Raw genomic sequence first — 15,767 nt, 5'->3', positions numbered from 1 at the left:
CTTCCTCCTTCAATTAGATACTAATTTTTCGTTTTAATGGTAATCCAATGCGTGATTCTAATTCTTCAAATGTTAAATCCCCATAAATATCCTTAATGAAAATCTCACCATTTTGGAATAAAAAGTTCGCATACTCCGTAACAAGTTGATTAACACGCCGCTCACCGCTAGAATCCAACGTTAAAGTTTCTACAAGTTTAGAAGAACCATTTTTGGTGAAAAGGGTACTTGCTACAATTACCTTCTTCGCACCTGCGACTAAATCCATTGCGCCACCGACACCTAAAATAGGTTGATTCGGTACAGACCAGTTCGCAATTTCGCCATAACGGTCAATCTCCAATGCGCCTAGAACAGCTACATCCACATGTTTCCCTCGTATCATCGCAAATGAGAAAGCGCTATCAAAAAAAGCTGCTTCTGGCGTAATTGTGACAGGAGCTTTCCCGGCATCTATTAAATCTATATCTTGCTCATTTTCATGAGGTGGTGGCCCCATGCCAATTAAGCCATTTTCAGTTTGGAAATATATCTTTTTATCATCAATATATTTTGAGACTAGCGTTGGAATTCCCACGCCTAGGTTGACTACATCGCCATCTTTTAGCTCATTTGCAATATGCATTGCAATTATTTCACGACTACTTAGCTTCAACATAGGTCCCCCCTTGTTTGATGTACTTACTTTCAATAACGTAATCTACAAAAATATGGGGTGTTATAATTTCCTCAGGATTTAGCTCCCCTATTTCAACGATTTCATCGACTTCCACAATGACTGTTTCTGCAGCCGTTGCCATTATCGGATTAAAGTTTCTTGCAGTTGTGTGATAAACCAAATTGCCCGCTTTATCGGCTTTCGCGGCTTTAATGAGGGCAATATCCCCTTTGATTGCCTTCTCAAATAAATAACGAACACCATCAATCTCTCGAACTTCCTTTCCTTCTGCTAGTCTTGTTCCAACACCAGTTGGCGTATAAAAACCACCGATGCCAGCACCCCCACTACGAATTGCCTCTGCTAAAGTACCTTGGGGCATTAAATCAATTTTTAAATTTCCCATTGACCAAGCCATTATAGCTTCTTTATTAATCGTGAAAAATGAACCAATTGCTTTTTCGATTTTTCCTGCCTCGAACACTTTATAAAGACCTTTCCCTTCATCCCCAAGATTATTGCTGACAACTTCATAATTTCCTGCCTCAAACTTCGCAACAGCATCTAATAATGTTAACGGTGTACCAGAAATGCCAAACCCTCCTACTAATAGACGCATAGAATCCTTAAACAAAAATTCTAGCTCTTCAGCTTTTCTCAGCTTTTCCATTTTTATTATCACTCCTTATTAGACTAGACTATAGTCTGATGATATAATGAGAATAAATAATAGTCAAACATTTTAGAAAATTATTTCTTTAAGGAGCGAAACATAATGGATTTAGAGAATAAAACAACAAAAGGCATTCAAACACAACTTCATATCATGACCGTAGCACTCGAATTATTTAAAACGCTTGGCTACGATAATGTTTCTGTGGATCGAATTGTCAAGGAAAGTAAAACATCAAAGGGGTCCTTTTATCAACATTTCCCATCTAAATCAAGCATTTTCATGATGCGTTTTATGGAAATGGACAAAAGCTATGTACATATCTATGAGGAATTGAAGCAACAATATACTTTAGCAATAGAACGACTGGAAGCCTTCTGTCTAGCTGTATTCCGTTGTATTGAGGAAGAGATGGGAAAGGATTTAATGCGGGTTATTTACTCCGCAGCCATCATAAGTAATGAGCATACTTTTTTCACAAATGAAAATCGTAAACTGTATGTCATTCTTCACCAAATAATTGAAGAAGGAAAAGAAGATCATTCAATTCGACACTTTGATTCTACGGAAAAATTTTTTCAGATGATTGTACAAAGTTTGATGGGAGCCATTTATTATTGGGGTTTGCAATTAGATAATGCAAAATTAGAGGATTTAGGAAAACCCTTAATAAAACAACTCATAACAAGTCTTCGAAACTAGCTAAAAAATTAAAAAAACAGAGCCTATGAAGAAAAATAAATCTTATATTAGAAATCCATTAGCTTTTAAATAGTTATGCCGATATTGACATGCATTTGCTAATATTTTCAGTAAAGCCGTTGGATCATAATAAAAAACTCCTCAAAATTAAGCTGCTTTGGGGAGTTAGTTTATGTTTATTATTTTTGCAATTGAATTATTTTGCTATCGGTTGAGTAATTTCAAATCCTTTTTTTTCCTTATTTCTTTTGTACATGTAAGTAAATAGTTTAATATATTGTCCAACAAGTATAGCGTTTAAAACTGTGCCTTCTCGAATAAACATAATTTTACCTGCTAAAATAAGACCGAAGATTAGTGCTAAAGCAAGTAAAGTCAAATCAAAGCACGTTTTAACATTCCCCCATTTAAATCCAGTCCTTAGTTGAACAGCATTAACGAAATTATCAATAGGCATTAGAACAACTTTAGATTGAAGCATAAGGAATACACCAAAAGCTAAAAATGCATCTCCAATAACAAGTGTTAAAAATTTCGTCCAATACTCAGGAAGATTGAGGTAAGTAAATGTAAGAGATAGATTGAAATCTAAAAAAACTGCAAATATCGCCGAAGCAACAAGCCCCATAATATGGTATAACTTAAAACCCTTTCTGTAGACTAAAAATGCCAACACTAACATGATACACTCTAAAATGAAATTTGCCTTTCCCTGTGTTAACCAATCAAAATGCACAACAAAAACTCTTTGAAAGGCACTTTGAGGTGAAATGCCAATCCCCGCTGTTATTGCTAAACTAACACCAATTGACAATATATATATTCCAATGATATATACAATCCATCTTTTTATTAAACTGTTTTTATCGGATTTTAAAACGCTTTCATTTTGCATAAAAATCCTCCCTTTACCCCTTGTGAAATTTTATAGTATTGCCAATCATGTAAATCTTGAGTGGAACATTTAGCACTAGTGCCTCTTGGTAGAAAATAATTTTCTCACCGAACATGTATCATTAAAATGTTTCTCTAAACAGCCTAAATAAGGTGTAAGTAATATGCACAGGATTTATTGAGTCTTATTTCATGATGCGGAAACGATGCAGAGAAATAAACAAACTTAAAAGTTTATTCACTACCGGCTCCCCTTCGTTGCGGTTACCCATTTCTTCCAAAGCTGCATCAATGGCGTCAGCACTATTGGTTAATTCATCCACAGTCATATTAGCCATGGCGCCATAAATTTCAAGAGGCATCACACTTTTAATCGCTTTATCGTCTGATACAATACATGCTCCAGAATATTTATCAACTTCTTTTGCACAGAAGCACATCTCTTCACTTTCCTGTCCAACTACAACGAAATATGGTGATGGCGCTGACCAGAAAGTTGCTACTGCACCATGTTCGATATAAACACCTTTAAATAATCCATTTACAACATGGCGTTTTCCATCTGCATATCGTTGGATAACAGACAGGCGGCTTAATTTCTCTCCTTGATATTCCGGAATAATCTTGCCATTTACTATTGGTACCCAAATTTCTTGGTAAAACTTTTCATGACCTCGCCCATATACATCAAATAAATAGACTTTTGCTTTTGTCCCATCTTCGGAAACTTCAAAAGGTACAATGTCTAACTCAGCCGGTGTTAAGTCCTCTAACCCCTGTACACCCTCCGTACACATGGAAGAGTAGTCTATCTCGATTTTCTTTAATAATTTTTTGTCTTGTGCAATCAATTCACCATCTTTAAATACATAAAGTGGATTTATTTTCGATAAGCTGTCTGTCAATACAATGTCTGCAAAACGCCCAGGTGTTAAAGATCCAATTTTATCTTCCATGTGGTAGGATTTGGCTGTATTTAATGTTGCCATTTTAATAGCTTTTATCGGGCTGATCCCCATCTCCGTACAGAGTGAGATAATCCAATCCATATGCCCCATCTTAAGTAACCTTTCAATTGAGATATTATCCGTACATAACATAAAATTATCGGTTGGAAATTTACGGTCTACAATGGAACGAAGCAATGTTTTTATTACTTCACTGCTCCCTACACCAAACTTAATTTGGGTTGGAAAACCGTAACGAATACTTTTCTCAATATCGTCCCCATTCCAAACATCATGATTATTGGATGTACCAATGGCAGGTAAATAATTTAAGATCATATCTGGAAGAGCAGTCAAGCCCCAATGCCCGTTCATAAATCCCCCTTTTTCTCTTACCCAGGAAGCCTTCAGGAAGTCATCCTCATCCCCCTTACTATAAGTAAAATGTTCAAATTCGCCTAGCCCGATTACTGGCTCCATATTTAAGACTTCCTCCGTTACCGATGCTGCTACTTTCTTTCCAGGGGCAAATGCATATAATCTGTAGGGCAATTTTTCATAATCACGGAATAGACCTTGAGCCGCTCTTACCCCATCCTCACCAGCTGCACTTAGAAGATCTAAGGTTTCAGCAAATATTGTCGTTGTTCCATTAGGGACCATTGCTTCGCCCAAGGCTACTGGATGAGCCAGCTGAGATTCAAAATGCAAATGTGCATCTATTAATCCTGGAATAGCGTATAGCCCTTGTCCTTCAAATACTTCTTTTACTTTAGCGATTGATTCATCTGGATTTAGAGCTACAATACGCTTATCATAGATTAGTAAAGACCCTTGATAGACCGTTTCCCCATGCACATCCAAAATATTCACATTTTTAATAAGCAGATCTGCTTCCATTCTACCGTTTAAAATCTCGTAAATATCCCGGACTTTCTCAAGATGATTCGTCTCTTTTTGTTTCATAGTTCGTTCTCCCTTTCGTCATATATTGATGTTTTATAAGAAGAGCAGTGCTCTTAACCTATCGAAAATAACTTATTAGTTAAACGATTAACTAATTGCTTTAATAGAGTGGTTAAACGATTAACTAAATAGATGTATTTCTTTTGTTAATCGTTTAACCACGTTGGTACATTAACTTTAGATTAAATTGGTTAAACGTTTAACTAATTTAGAAAATCTTTTTAATAAATGAAAAATAGTTAAACGTTTAACCAATAGTTCCTTATATTTGCTTCTATTTAAATTTATCTTACAAAAATCATGAAGATTTCCGTTCAACAATAAACGGTTCTAATATAGTTACTGGCTCAAACTTTTCTTTTTGAATTTCGCTCAGAATAATCTCAGCACTTCTTATGCCTAATTCCTGGTTCTGCAAATCTACACAAGTTAGCTCAGGTGTAGAAATTTGTGACAATAGAGAATTCCCCAAACTCAAAACAGCAAGATCCTCACATATCCGAACATCACGATGAACTAATGCCTTAGTTAAATAAACTGCACTCAATTCATTCAGGACAAATGCACCATCAATATTGTTTTCAAGAAGAATTGGCACACAATCTTTTGATAAATTCATATTATCGTCGATTTCTATAATTAAAGGCTTTTGCTCATACTTGCTTGCTTGACTAATTCCTTCCAAGAATAATTCAAGTACATCGTTAGGCAACTTTTTATGAACTAAAGCTAATTTATTTTTACCTTTTGAAAATAGATATTCTGCCCCTATCCTACCTGCTTTGGTTAAATCCGGATACACTAATGGAAAACCGGAGTACGGAATACATCTATTTGCATAGACAACAGGAATACCACATTCTAAAAAACTAGGAATATTATCTTTAAATGATAGGTCAGAAAATAACCCAATAATGATAATTCCAGCTACCATATTTTCACGCATAAGTTGTAGTATTTCATTTTCACTTAAATTTAAATTGTCTACTTCATAAATAAATAAATTATAATGATGTTTTCCTAAAGTTTGACTGATTCCAGAAGTGATCTCAGAATAATAAAGACTATTAATCTTTGGTAAGATCACCGCAACATTCGTAGTTTCCTTACGCTTTAATGCTTTTGCAACTACATTTGGTACATATCCCAGTTCTTTAATGGCGAGTTGGATTCTTTCCTCTGTTTCTTTTTTCACAACAATATTTTGGTTTAAATATCTAGAAACGGTACAAGCGCTTACATTAGCGTGTTCTGCAATATCTTTCAGAGTTGTCATATCAAATCTCCTTGCCTTTAGTTAAACGTTTTAGTAAATCGTTTAACCTTTTATAAAAACAAAATATCATGTTAATAACTTAATTGCAAGAAAATTCTGTACATTATTCCAAAATAGTTGTAACTTTGAATGCATTTTTTGCACTTAAAGTTACTCGTCGGACTCACTATATGAAAATATAATGTTGTACTTATTAACTTTTAAAGTAGTAGTATTCCCCAAAATATAGCAAGATTTTTTAAGTGCAATGGAATCATCTCAAGTTCAACAAATATTTAATAAAAAAAGACTGTCAACAAACTCCATATGTTTTCGAGTTTGATGACAGTCTATGCAATCATTACATTTTTTTTAATTTTTCATATTCAAGCTGTAATTTTTCGATACGTTTGCGGCCTTCCTCGCGGTTTCTCGCAGTTTCTGCTTGAATTTGCTTTGTTTCTTGAATACCTGCCATAATTGTTTGCCATGTTGTTTCAATAGTTTCGATTTTAATGCTTGGGCTACCAGCAGCACGTGCAATATTGACACTGTTTTTGCTAATGTTTTCTGCATTGCGCACAAGCATTTCATTTGTGCGGCGATCCAGTTCACTCATTGAATCTGAGATAAGCTTTTGGCGCTTTAATGTTACTGCGTGGATTAAACCTTGTTTAAAAATTGGAATAGTCGTTACAAATGCAGAGTTTATTTTACCGATTAGATGATTATTACCTTGCTGCATTAAGCGAATTTGTGGTGCAGATTGGAACGATACTTGCTGTGCCATTTCTAAATCATAACGTCGTTGCTCAAGTAATTCTACAGCACGTTGCATCGTTTCAAATTCCATTGCAGCTAGTTGGTCACCTGTTTGCGCTTTTTGCTCTAACATTGGTAATGCAGCACGAACTTCATCTGCCTTTACTTCAATCGCCGCAACAAATTTACTTAATGTTTGGAAATAATCTAAGTTTTGGTCATATAAGTTTTCCAAGTCGATAGTATTACGTTTCATTTCAACTTCATACTTTTGAATTTCACGATAAATTACATCAACTTCTTTATTCATGCTGTCATATTTAGATAAAAATCTTTCTAATTGTTCTTTTCCTTTGCTAAACAGCTTTGTAAGAAAGCCCGCTTTTTTCTGTTCTGCAAAATCTTGCGGATCGAATTTATCCATCACTTTATTTAAATTATTTAACAATACACTGGATTCTTCCAGCTTACTAGCTCTCATTGTTGCCAGCATTTTATCTGAAAATGTAGAAATGCCATTCGCCGTTTCTTTTCCTAGCTCTAACATAGCGATTTGGTCTTTTACATCAATTTTTTGAGCAAGTGCATGAACCTCTGGATCCTTCTTTAAAGCAAGCTGATTTTGAGCAATTTGTGATAGTTCTTGCTCAGAAATCAATGTCGGTGTTTGCAATGGTTCAGCTTGCATTAATGGGTTAGGTTGTAGTAGTGGTTTTTCAGTTGCGAATGGATCTTTTGATTTAAATAGGTCATTGTTCATTTCAGACATAAGTAATACCCCCTGCGATTAATCTCTTCTATTACATACGATTAGTAGATGAAAAAGTTTCATCTGTTTTACCAATACACGTTCGATTTAGTTAAAGTTTCGGTCTAATGGGCAGTTTAAATGCGTAGTATTTAGCTCTTTCACAGAGCAGTCCATCATTCCTTCTCCTCAAATTATAGCCTGTTTGAACTAAAAATTCGACTGAATCTTCACTTCGTCTTACATCTTTTCTAAAAATTAGTATATTGATGTCGAAAACAGCCATATCCCAATGGCTGTCAGACTGCAAGCAATAGCTTAGAGAACTCATCTACTTTAACCATGTTGCATTTATAAAAGTTGCCCCGTTTCCTTTGTGTGCAGGTTAGTAGTACCAATTATTTCAGTTAATTATACACGTTGATTAGCGTGGCAAGCGTGACACTTCAGCAGGAACAGATAAGCTTAAAATTAGTTGGAGCCGTGTCTGCTCTAAGGGAGTGATTAGAACGGGAATTACCGTTTTCTTTATTTAAAAAGCAGCTACTTTTAAATAGCTGCTTTCCATCATTATGTTGTTACTTTTAATACCGTTTTGAACTTTTGAATCACGCCGCCTGTACTATATGTTAAGACGCTACGTTTGTAGAATGATAAGCTAAATAAATATGCAACAATAATTGTCACTACTAAAATGCCAAGTGATAGTAAAGGCTCAATCATACCTATATCTGTCGCTCCAATACGCATTGGCATTACCATACCCGATGTGAAAGGAATATAAGAGAAAACTTTAATAATAATTGTATCGGGATTACCAATTCCCGAAAGCATTACATAAAAGCCAATTAAGGTAATCATCATTGCAGGCATTAGCACTTGACCTGCTTCCTCTACTTTAGACACCAATGAGCCGAATAATGCGCCAACAATCAAGTATAAAACAATTGTTAACAGTAAAAACAGGATTGCATAAAGCACATATCCAAGCGATAATTCCTTAACAATACTTGCTGCCATTTCCCAAATAACGCCGTCTTTCGCGAACTTTGCATAGAAAAGGAAGACAACTGCAATAATCGCCATTTGTGTCATTGCAAGTAGCAGGACACCTGCAATTTTTGCTTTAAAATGCGTGGCAGGTTTCACACTTACTAATAGCATTTCCATAGCGCGTGAGCCTTTTTCAGAAGCAATTTCAGTTGTAATCATCGATAAGAATGTGGAAATAAAGAAGTAAATTAAAATGCCGACAGCATAGGATACCCATAGCCCTGATTGTTTCTCTTCCTCACTTTTTCCACCAGTAGTTTCTTCATTTAAATTTTTATTTGAAATAATCGTTTTGGCAGCCATTATTTGAGCTGCCTGCTCTGACGATAGGGATAGTTTTTGTACAGCGTAATGCTGTCCAGCATATTGCAATAAAGAAGATATCGTCGATTGATCATTTAATTTCAAAGGTTTAAACGTTGAAATTTCTGCATGCAACTGACCGTTCTGATCACTCACTTCAACAATAGCAGCAAGTTCCCCATCTTTTACTTTTTGCTCTAACTTCTCTAGATTTGTCTCATCTTGAATAAACGCCATATCACTATTAGACACAAAGATTCCACTTAAATCTGCTGTCGTATCATTAACAATTGCGATTTGCTGTGCTTCATCGTTCCCTGTGAAGAGCTCTTTAATATCTGACCAAAAAATAGCAACAGACATTGCAAGCACGTATAGAAGCGTCATTAAAATAAATGATTTTGATTTCAATTTTGATCTATATAATTGCTTCATTAACAAACTAAACTTCGACAACGCTGCCACCTACCTTATCTTTAAAAATTTCATCCAGTGTTAAATAGTCTAAGCTAAATTTTTCGATGTACTTACCAGCAGATAAACGTTGGAAAATACTTTCTGCATAATGCTCATCCTCGAGCATTAACACTGTTTGCTCTTTTTCCACACGTATGTCTTTAACACCTTCGAGCTGAAGTAACTCCGTAGTAGAATAATCAGTTCGTACAGACAGCTTCGTTTTGCCATACTGTTTCTTTAAATCTAATAAACTGCCGGAAAAAAGTGATACTCCCCGCTTCAGAAGACATAAGTGATCACAAAGTTCTTCGACATTATCCATTTGGTGACTCGAAAATAAAATCGTTGTTCCTTGTTCTTTTAGCAGTAAAATGGCATCTTTCAGTAAATCTTTATTCACTGGGTCAAGACCACTAAAAGGCTCATCTAAAATTAAAAATTGTGGTTTATGAATAAAGCTTGCAATTAACTGTACCTTTTGTTGATTTCCTTTAGACAACGTCTCCGCTTTATCTTTGCGTTTTTCTTCTAAATCAAAACGGCTAATCCAGAAATCAATATCCCTCTTAAGCTCTGCTTTTTTCATGCCTCGTAGCTCTCCGAAAAAGTAGAGCTGCTCCTCAACCTTCATTGTTGGGAAAATTCCACGTTCCTCTGGTAAATAACCAAGGACGTCACGGTTTATTGAATTCACAGGCTTTCCATTCCATGATATTGTGCCTGCTGTAGTTTCCTGCAAGTCTAAAATCATACGGAATGTCGTTGTCTTTCCTGCACCATTTTGACCAATTAATCCAAAAATTTCCCCTTTTTCAATCGTGAAATTTAAATTATCAACCGCTGTGAAATCTTTGTATTTTTTTGTGACCTGCTGTAATTGTAATGTCATATTTATCCTCCTTACCCCTCAAATATATGTAAATCATGTTCTAGATGCTTTTTGCGCCTTTGAATTTTTCTAATTGGTACATACATTAAAACCCCTAAAAATACATTTAAAAAACCAAGATTAATAGATATAAACGTTGTTGGAGATGCTGTAAGCCCCGTGAATATATTGAAAAATCCTATTAAAACACTTAGAATGGCAACTGGAATAAACAGCCTACTAATTGATTTTAAATATTTTATTTTAGAAGGTGCATCTGAGTATAATTCAAATGCTCCATCAGCTGCTTCTTTACGATAATATGCCCAAACACCGAATTTAGAAACACATTCAATATTTAACGACTCTAAAAATTCACAATAATCTTTCTTTTCACCTACTACCAATTCATTACGATAAATATATTTTCCAGGCTCGCCTTGTTCAAATACAAAGAAGCTGATTATATTCTTTCGTAAATGCCATCCTTGTTCGGCCATTTTATTGACCCATTTCTCTTCTTTTTCATAGTCCAGAAAAAAGCGAAATTTAATTTTTTTCATATCAACACCTCTTATAAAAAATGCGTTTTAAGCTTTCCCATTTGTTATACGGATACCATTGTCAAAAAGTTCCCTTAATCGTAAAATTTCATATTCTATTACATTTTTCCCACTTTCCGTAATTATATATTCCTTCTTACGACCATCACCATCTAATGCTTCTATCCATTGTCGTTCCAACAATGTTTTAATAGCGCCATATATCGTACCTGCGCCAAGACGAACACGACCTTTACTCATTTCCTCGACTAATTGCATAATGCCATAGCCATGACGAGCTTCGAATAATGCTAATAAAATATAATAAACACCTTCTGTTAAAGGCGGATATTCCTGTGTTTGTGTCATAAAAAATACCTCCCTCTATATCGCCAAACAATATATCGACTGACGATATAAATAAAATATATCAGCGCCCGATATAGTTGTCAATGCCAAAACTGGCGAATGATTCTTTTTGAGCTATTGCTAATACAAATCACTCATGTTAATATGTAAGTAATCACTTGCATTGGAGGATGTATTTTATTGACAACGAAAGAAACAGCAGAACGAATTATTGAAGCAGCCATACAGCTAATAAGTGAAAAGGGCTACACCGCAGCGACAACGAAGGCAATTGCCGACTTAGCACAGGTCAATGAAGTAACGATTTTTCGCCACTTTGGCAATAAACAAGGGATTTTGAAGACCATTGTGGACAGATTTTCTTACAACCCTATTTTGCAAAAAATGATGCATGAAGAGGTTACATGGGATTTAGAAACAGATTTAAACCATTTTTCAATGAAATATTTTGAATATATGATGTCCATAAAGGACCTTGTGATGATTGGCTTTAAGGAATCAATGCAATTTCCAGAAATCAGTAATGAAATAGCTAATGTTCCCCTCATCTTCAAAAATGAGTTAATTCAATATTTTGAGGAGATGCACTATAAAGGGAAAATCCGTGAGGTCAACTATGAAGCCGCTGCACTTTCTCTTATTGCCCTTAATTTCGGTCACTTTATTTCACGCGCTCGATTAGGTACGACCGTTTCTACCCTTCCAACTGAAGAACTGATTAACACAAGTGTTGCAATTTTTTCTAGGGGATTAATTTCCTAGAAAAAATTTTTCTCAGAGGTGCAAGTAAGTACTTACTTATAGGAGGTTTATAATGAAAGGATTACAAGCTTTATTTAAAATTCGCGAAACTTATATTGGTATTGCCGCTACGATTGCATTTCAATTAATATTTTTTTCTATCTGGATGACCGCATACGACGGCATAAGTGATAGAGCAGATAACTTAACGATTGGCTTGATTAGTGAAGATTCAGCTGTTGGTCAAGAAGTCATTAGCGGATTGAAAGAATCATTGCCTTTTGCTACGAAAGAGTTCACCTCGATTAAAAAGGCAGAAAAAGATTTGGATCAGCGACATATAAATATGATTATTCACATACCTGCTGATTTTTCTGCCCAGTTACAGGCTGGAGAAGAAGCTAAAATTGTTTATTCCATAAATCAAGCGAACGCAAGCCTTGCCAAAACAATGATGGAGAGCGTAGCAAAGCAAGCTACAGAAGAAGTCAATCATAGCCTGTACCCTGTACAGCAAGGAGAGATGATAAAGGCATTTTCACAACAGTTTGCACAGCTTCCTTTAGAACAAAATACAGCCCTTCAAGTTCAAGATACTGTTGCTTCAACCATTATGGGTGTAAAAGACCGAACAGTTGAATCTACTATTATTAAAACGAATGACGTCAAAGGCTTTTCGGCAAATTTCGTACCGTTAATGGTTATTATTTCATCATTTGTCGGTGCAATGGTGATGATTATGCAACATCAGCAGGCAGCTGAAATCGTACAGCATACTGTTTCGAAATGGTCTTTATTTTTTGCTAGACAGCTTGTAAATATTGCCGTTGCTTTTATTCTTCCATTACTAACAATAGGATTGATGCATTTATTTACAATTTCAAGTAACGAAAGCTTTTTCACTATATATCTATTCCAAGCTTTCATGTTTTGGGCTTTTCTATGTTTAGCACAGGTCTTTGTCATTGTATTTGGTAATCTCGGCATGGTCTTTAATATTTGCGCACTTTCCTTACAACTTGTCACATCTGGCGTACTCGTTCCGAATGCAATGCTTTCAGACTTTTACCATCGTGTCGCTTCTCTTCTGCCAGCAACTTACGGGGCTGATGGCTATTATACAATAATATTTGGAGGTAGCTCTGAAAGTCTAATTCATAATAGTAGTTCGTTAGCTATTATCATTGCTGTCACACTCGTTGTTGCTACTGTTGCGGTTGCCCTAAAAAGACCTAAAATGGAACAAAAATTAAGCGCAACTACACCACAATAAAAAAAGGCTAAGCTATAAGAAAAAAAGGCTAAGCTATAAGAAAAAAAGAGTTAGATTGACTGCTATCAATCTAACTCTTTTTACTATGTTTTACCGGAGATTGGCATGAGTTTATCGGCGATTTCTCCGTGATTACCGGCGATTCCCCTGGATTTACCGGCGTTTTACCGTGGATTACCGGCGATTGTCGTAACTTTCTTCAAAACGTAAAATTGCCGCAAACTGCTGATTTAGTTCACTAGCACTTTCGGCAAAATCATGCCGATACCACTCAATAATCATGCCGATAATTGCATTTGCTTGATAGGCACTATAAAAGTCAGTTGTTATTTTGCCTATTTTATTTTGTGCTAAGTCTCTTTTTAAAAGTGATTGAATTTCATTAAATAACATATAATAATAGGTTAGCGGTACATTTTTTGAAAAGACGATTCGATAAAATCGTTTAAACCGTTCTATATGATGAAAAATTCGAATTGTATTTGGATCCAGCTCATTTTTAATAATGGTCGATGCAGCACGGTATGGTTCCTCATAGGAATTATATAAATCCTCCACAATTTCTTGAAAGTATTCCTCAAACAGCTTCTCTTTTTGTTCATAATGTAAATAAAATGTGCCCCTATTCACTTTTGCTACACGGCATATTTCCGCAATCGAGATATTTTCTAACGGTTTGTCGCTTAACAAAGTAAGCAATGCATTATGTAACGCTTGCTTTGTTTTTACTACCCGCAAATCGTTAACGGTCAAAATTTTCACCCCCATATTAAACAAATAATTTAAATGTGTTGATTACTGAACAGTTCTACGAATTCTGCATATTGAAATCGCTTACATGAGTATTATAATATTTTAATGAACACATGTTCAATACATAATCAGAAGTAGTAGATGCGAGTGTCTATTTATTTCTGGTTAAGCTTTAGGACAAAGTAACTTTGTCCTCAGGAAAATTCGATCTAATAGGAGGTCTTTTGACATGAGATTAGAAGGTAAAGTAGCAATCGTTACAGGTGCAGCTTCAGGTATGGGAAAAGCAATTGCAGAAGGTTATGCAAAAGAAGGTGCTCAAGTTGTTGTATCAGATTTAAATTTAGACGGTGCACAGACTGTTGCTGATGGTATTCAAGCAAATGGCGGCACAGCTATTGCTATACAAACAAATGTTGCTTCGACTGAGGACATGCAACGCTTATTCGATGAAACAAAAAATGCATATGGTAAATTAGATATTTTAGTTAACAATGCGGGCATTATGGATGGAATGGAGCCTGTCGGTGAGATTTCTGACGAGCGTTGGGATAAAGTATTTGCCGTAAACACAACTGCTGTTATGCGTTCAATGCGCATGGCAACAAAGATTTTCCTTGAGCAAGGACATGGTGTTTTCGTTAATAATATTTCTGCTGGCGGATTATACGGTGCTCGTGCTGGTGCTGCCTATACTGCATCTAAACATGCCGTAGTTGGTTTAACAAAAAATACAGCATTTATGTATGCAAACCAAAACATTCGTTGTAATGGTATTGCACCAGGTGCTGTTATGACAAATATCGCTGCATCAATGACTAATATGAGCGAAGTTGGTGCGGCTCGTCAGTCACTAGGATTAGCAATCAATCCACGTGCTGGACAACCCGAAGAAATTGCACAACTTGCTATTTTCTTAGGCTCAGATGAAGCAAGCTTTGTGAATGGACAAATCATTGCCGTTGATGGTGGATGGACTGCTTACTAAGCCTATTTAAAATGCACGCAAAGGAATATACCTTTGCGTGCATTTTTCTCGCTCTATACTTTTTCAGTTGCAATACGTATGCCAATTCCTACTAACATAACACCCGCAATTTTATTAAATATTGCCTGCACCGTCTGTTTCATAAACCATTTTCGGATGACATTCATAACGAGTATCACAATGCCCAACCAAACAATTGATAACGCGATTAATATGCCTGCTAACACGATTAATTGAGAGTTTATATTAAAATTTGGCTGAATAAATTGAGGCATTAACGTTACATATAATAGCAATGTTTTTGGGTTTAATAGATCAGTCGTAATGCCTTGGGTCATACAGCTAAGCGATACATTTTTTTCTGGATCTTCCTGTAAAGGTCGCTCTTCTTGTAATATCATATTTTGTGCCCTTGCACGCCAAGATTGAATGCCTAAATATATTAAATACGCGGCACCTGCATATTTTATCGCTAAAAATACGACCATTGATTTTGAGATAATCGTAGCTAGCCCAAGTACAGCAAGGGTTGTCCAAACTACAAGAGCAAGAATAATCCCCAACATTGTAAAAAAACCTGCTTTCTTTCCATGGATGATTGTATTTTTTAACACTAGAAGCGAATCCACTCCCGGCACCATCACAATCATCAATGCCACTGCTGTAAACATCCAAATCTCATGCATATGCTCACTCCTTAAAACAATACTAAGTATCATTATAAATTAAATTGAATAAATTTTCTGCATATAATATTTTTACAAATAAAAGCACACACATCCATCATTTATTATGTGTGTGCTTTCTTATATG

The 15,767-nt window shown here is 35.5% G+C and carries 16 protein-coding genes; 4 read left to right on the top strand and 12 right to left on the bottom strand.

Annotated elements, in window-relative coordinates; all coding sequences use genetic code 11:
• Nucleotides 1-13: 13 nt before the first annotated feature.
• Nucleotides 14-658, bottom strand: coding sequence for a CoA-transferase (locus ACIQXW_RS04885; protein WP_402760194.1), 645 nt, complete (start codon nt 656-658; stop codon nt 14-16).
• Nucleotides 642-1,328, bottom strand: coding sequence for a CoA transferase subunit A (locus ACIQXW_RS04880; protein ID WP_402760192.1), 687 nt, complete (start codon nt 1,326-1,328; stop codon nt 642-644). The genes ACIQXW_RS04885 and ACIQXW_RS04880 overlap by 17 nt, the downstream gene beginning before the upstream one ends.
• 105 nt (nt 1,329-1,433) lie before the next feature.
• Between ACIQXW_RS04880 and ACIQXW_RS04875 the strand changes: the two genes are divergently transcribed.
• Nucleotides 1,434-2,033 carry a TetR/AcrR family transcriptional regulator gene (locus tag ACIQXW_RS04875; RefSeq protein WP_401018467.1) on the top strand — a complete coding sequence of 200 codons (600 nt, stop codon included), beginning with the start codon at nt 1,434-1,436 and terminating at the stop codon, nt 2,031-2,033.
• Nucleotides 2,034-2,229: 196 nt separating this feature from the next.
• On the opposite strand, the gene ACIQXW_RS04870 is transcribed toward ACIQXW_RS04875, so the two are convergent.
• The 8 genes from ACIQXW_RS04870 to ACIQXW_RS04835 form a co-directional block, all read right to left on the bottom strand.
• On the bottom strand, nt 2,230-2,928 hold the full coding sequence (locus ACIQXW_RS04870) for a YczE/YyaS/YitT family protein (protein ID WP_340824820.1): 699 nt from the start codon (nt 2,926-2,928) through the stop codon (nt 2,230-2,232).
• A gap of 184 nt (nt 2,929-3,112) precedes the next feature.
• Complete coding sequence (locus ACIQXW_RS04865; protein ID WP_402760190.1) at nt 3,113-4,840, bottom strand: amidohydrolase family protein; 1,728 nt, start codon at nt 4,838-4,840, stop codon at nt 3,113-3,115.
• A gap of 298 nt (nt 4,841-5,138) precedes the next feature.
• On the bottom strand, nt 5,139-6,116 hold the full coding sequence (locus ACIQXW_RS04860; RefSeq protein ID WP_340824822.1) for a LacI family DNA-binding transcriptional regulator: 978 nt from the start codon (nt 6,114-6,116) through the stop codon (nt 5,139-5,141).
• A 340-nt stretch (nt 6,117-6,456) separates the two neighbouring features.
• The gene (locus ACIQXW_RS04855; RefSeq protein ID WP_401018471.1) at nt 6,457-7,626 is read right to left on the bottom strand and encodes a toxic anion resistance protein; all 1,170 of its coding nucleotides are present in this window, start codon (nt 7,624-7,626) and stop codon (nt 6,457-6,459) included.
• 549 nt (nt 7,627-8,175) lie between these two features.
• A complete protein-coding gene (locus tag ACIQXW_RS04850; RefSeq protein ID WP_402760188.1) occupies nt 8,176-9,426 on the bottom strand; it encodes an ABC transporter permease in 1,251 nt (416 codons plus the stop codon).
• Entirely contained in the window at nt 9,404-10,309 is a 906-nt protein-coding gene (locus tag ACIQXW_RS04845; RefSeq protein ID WP_401018473.1) for an ABC transporter ATP-binding protein, read from the bottom strand. The genes ACIQXW_RS04850 and ACIQXW_RS04845 overlap by 23 nt, the downstream gene beginning before the upstream one ends.
• Before the next feature lie 11 nt (nt 10,310-10,320).
• Nucleotides 10,321-10,851, bottom strand: a complete 531-nt coding sequence (locus ACIQXW_RS04840) for a DUF2812 domain-containing protein (protein ID WP_402760186.1) — start codon at nt 10,849-10,851, stop codon at nt 10,321-10,323.
• 27 nt (nt 10,852-10,878) lie between these two features.
• Nucleotides 10,879-11,199, bottom strand: coding sequence for a PadR family transcriptional regulator (locus ACIQXW_RS04835; protein ID WP_340824830.1), 321 nt, complete (start codon nt 11,197-11,199; stop codon nt 10,879-10,881).
• A 180-nt stretch (nt 11,200-11,379) separates the two neighbouring features.
• Between ACIQXW_RS04835 and ACIQXW_RS04830 the strand changes: the two genes are divergently transcribed.
• Both ACIQXW_RS04830 and ACIQXW_RS04825 read left to right on the top strand, forming a co-directional pair.
• A complete protein-coding gene (locus tag ACIQXW_RS04830; RefSeq protein ID WP_402760184.1) occupies nt 11,380-11,961 on the top strand; it encodes a TetR/AcrR family transcriptional regulator in 582 nt (193 codons plus the stop codon).
• 52 nt (nt 11,962-12,013) lie between these two features.
• On the top strand, nt 12,014-13,213 hold the full coding sequence (locus ACIQXW_RS04825) for a YhgE/Pip domain-containing protein (protein WP_402760183.1): 1,200 nt from the start codon (nt 12,014-12,016) through the stop codon (nt 13,211-13,213).
• Between the two features lie 174 nt (nt 13,214-13,387).
• Here ACIQXW_RS04825 and ACIQXW_RS04820 read toward each other — a convergent pair whose 3' ends face one another.
• A complete protein-coding gene (locus ACIQXW_RS04820; RefSeq protein ID WP_401018478.1) occupies nt 13,388-13,966 on the bottom strand; it encodes a TetR/AcrR family transcriptional regulator in 579 nt (192 codons plus the stop codon).
• A gap of 229 nt (nt 13,967-14,195) precedes the next feature.
• On the opposite strand from ACIQXW_RS04820, the gene ACIQXW_RS04815 reads away from it, so the two are divergent.
• Nucleotides 14,196-14,954, top strand: a complete 759-nt coding sequence (locus ACIQXW_RS04815) for an SDR family oxidoreductase (RefSeq protein WP_401018479.1) — start codon at nt 14,196-14,198, stop codon at nt 14,952-14,954.
• A gap of 53 nt (nt 14,955-15,007) precedes the next feature.
• Here the strand turns inward: ACIQXW_RS04815 and ACIQXW_RS04810 are convergent, their stop codons facing one another.
• A complete protein-coding gene (locus ACIQXW_RS04810; protein ID WP_402760182.1) occupies nt 15,008-15,640 on the bottom strand; it encodes a LysE family translocator in 633 nt (210 codons plus the stop codon).
• Nucleotides 15,641-15,767 lie beyond the last annotated feature (127 nt).

This window comes from Lysinibacillus sp. NPDC097162 (genome assembly GCF_044762185.1).
In the GTDB taxonomy this organism is placed as follows: domain Bacteria; phylum Bacillota; class Bacilli; order Bacillales_A; family Planococcaceae; genus Lysinibacillus.
The sequence above is the reverse complement of the archived record's forward strand: the minus strand, read 5'-3'. Positions and strand labels throughout refer to the sequence as shown.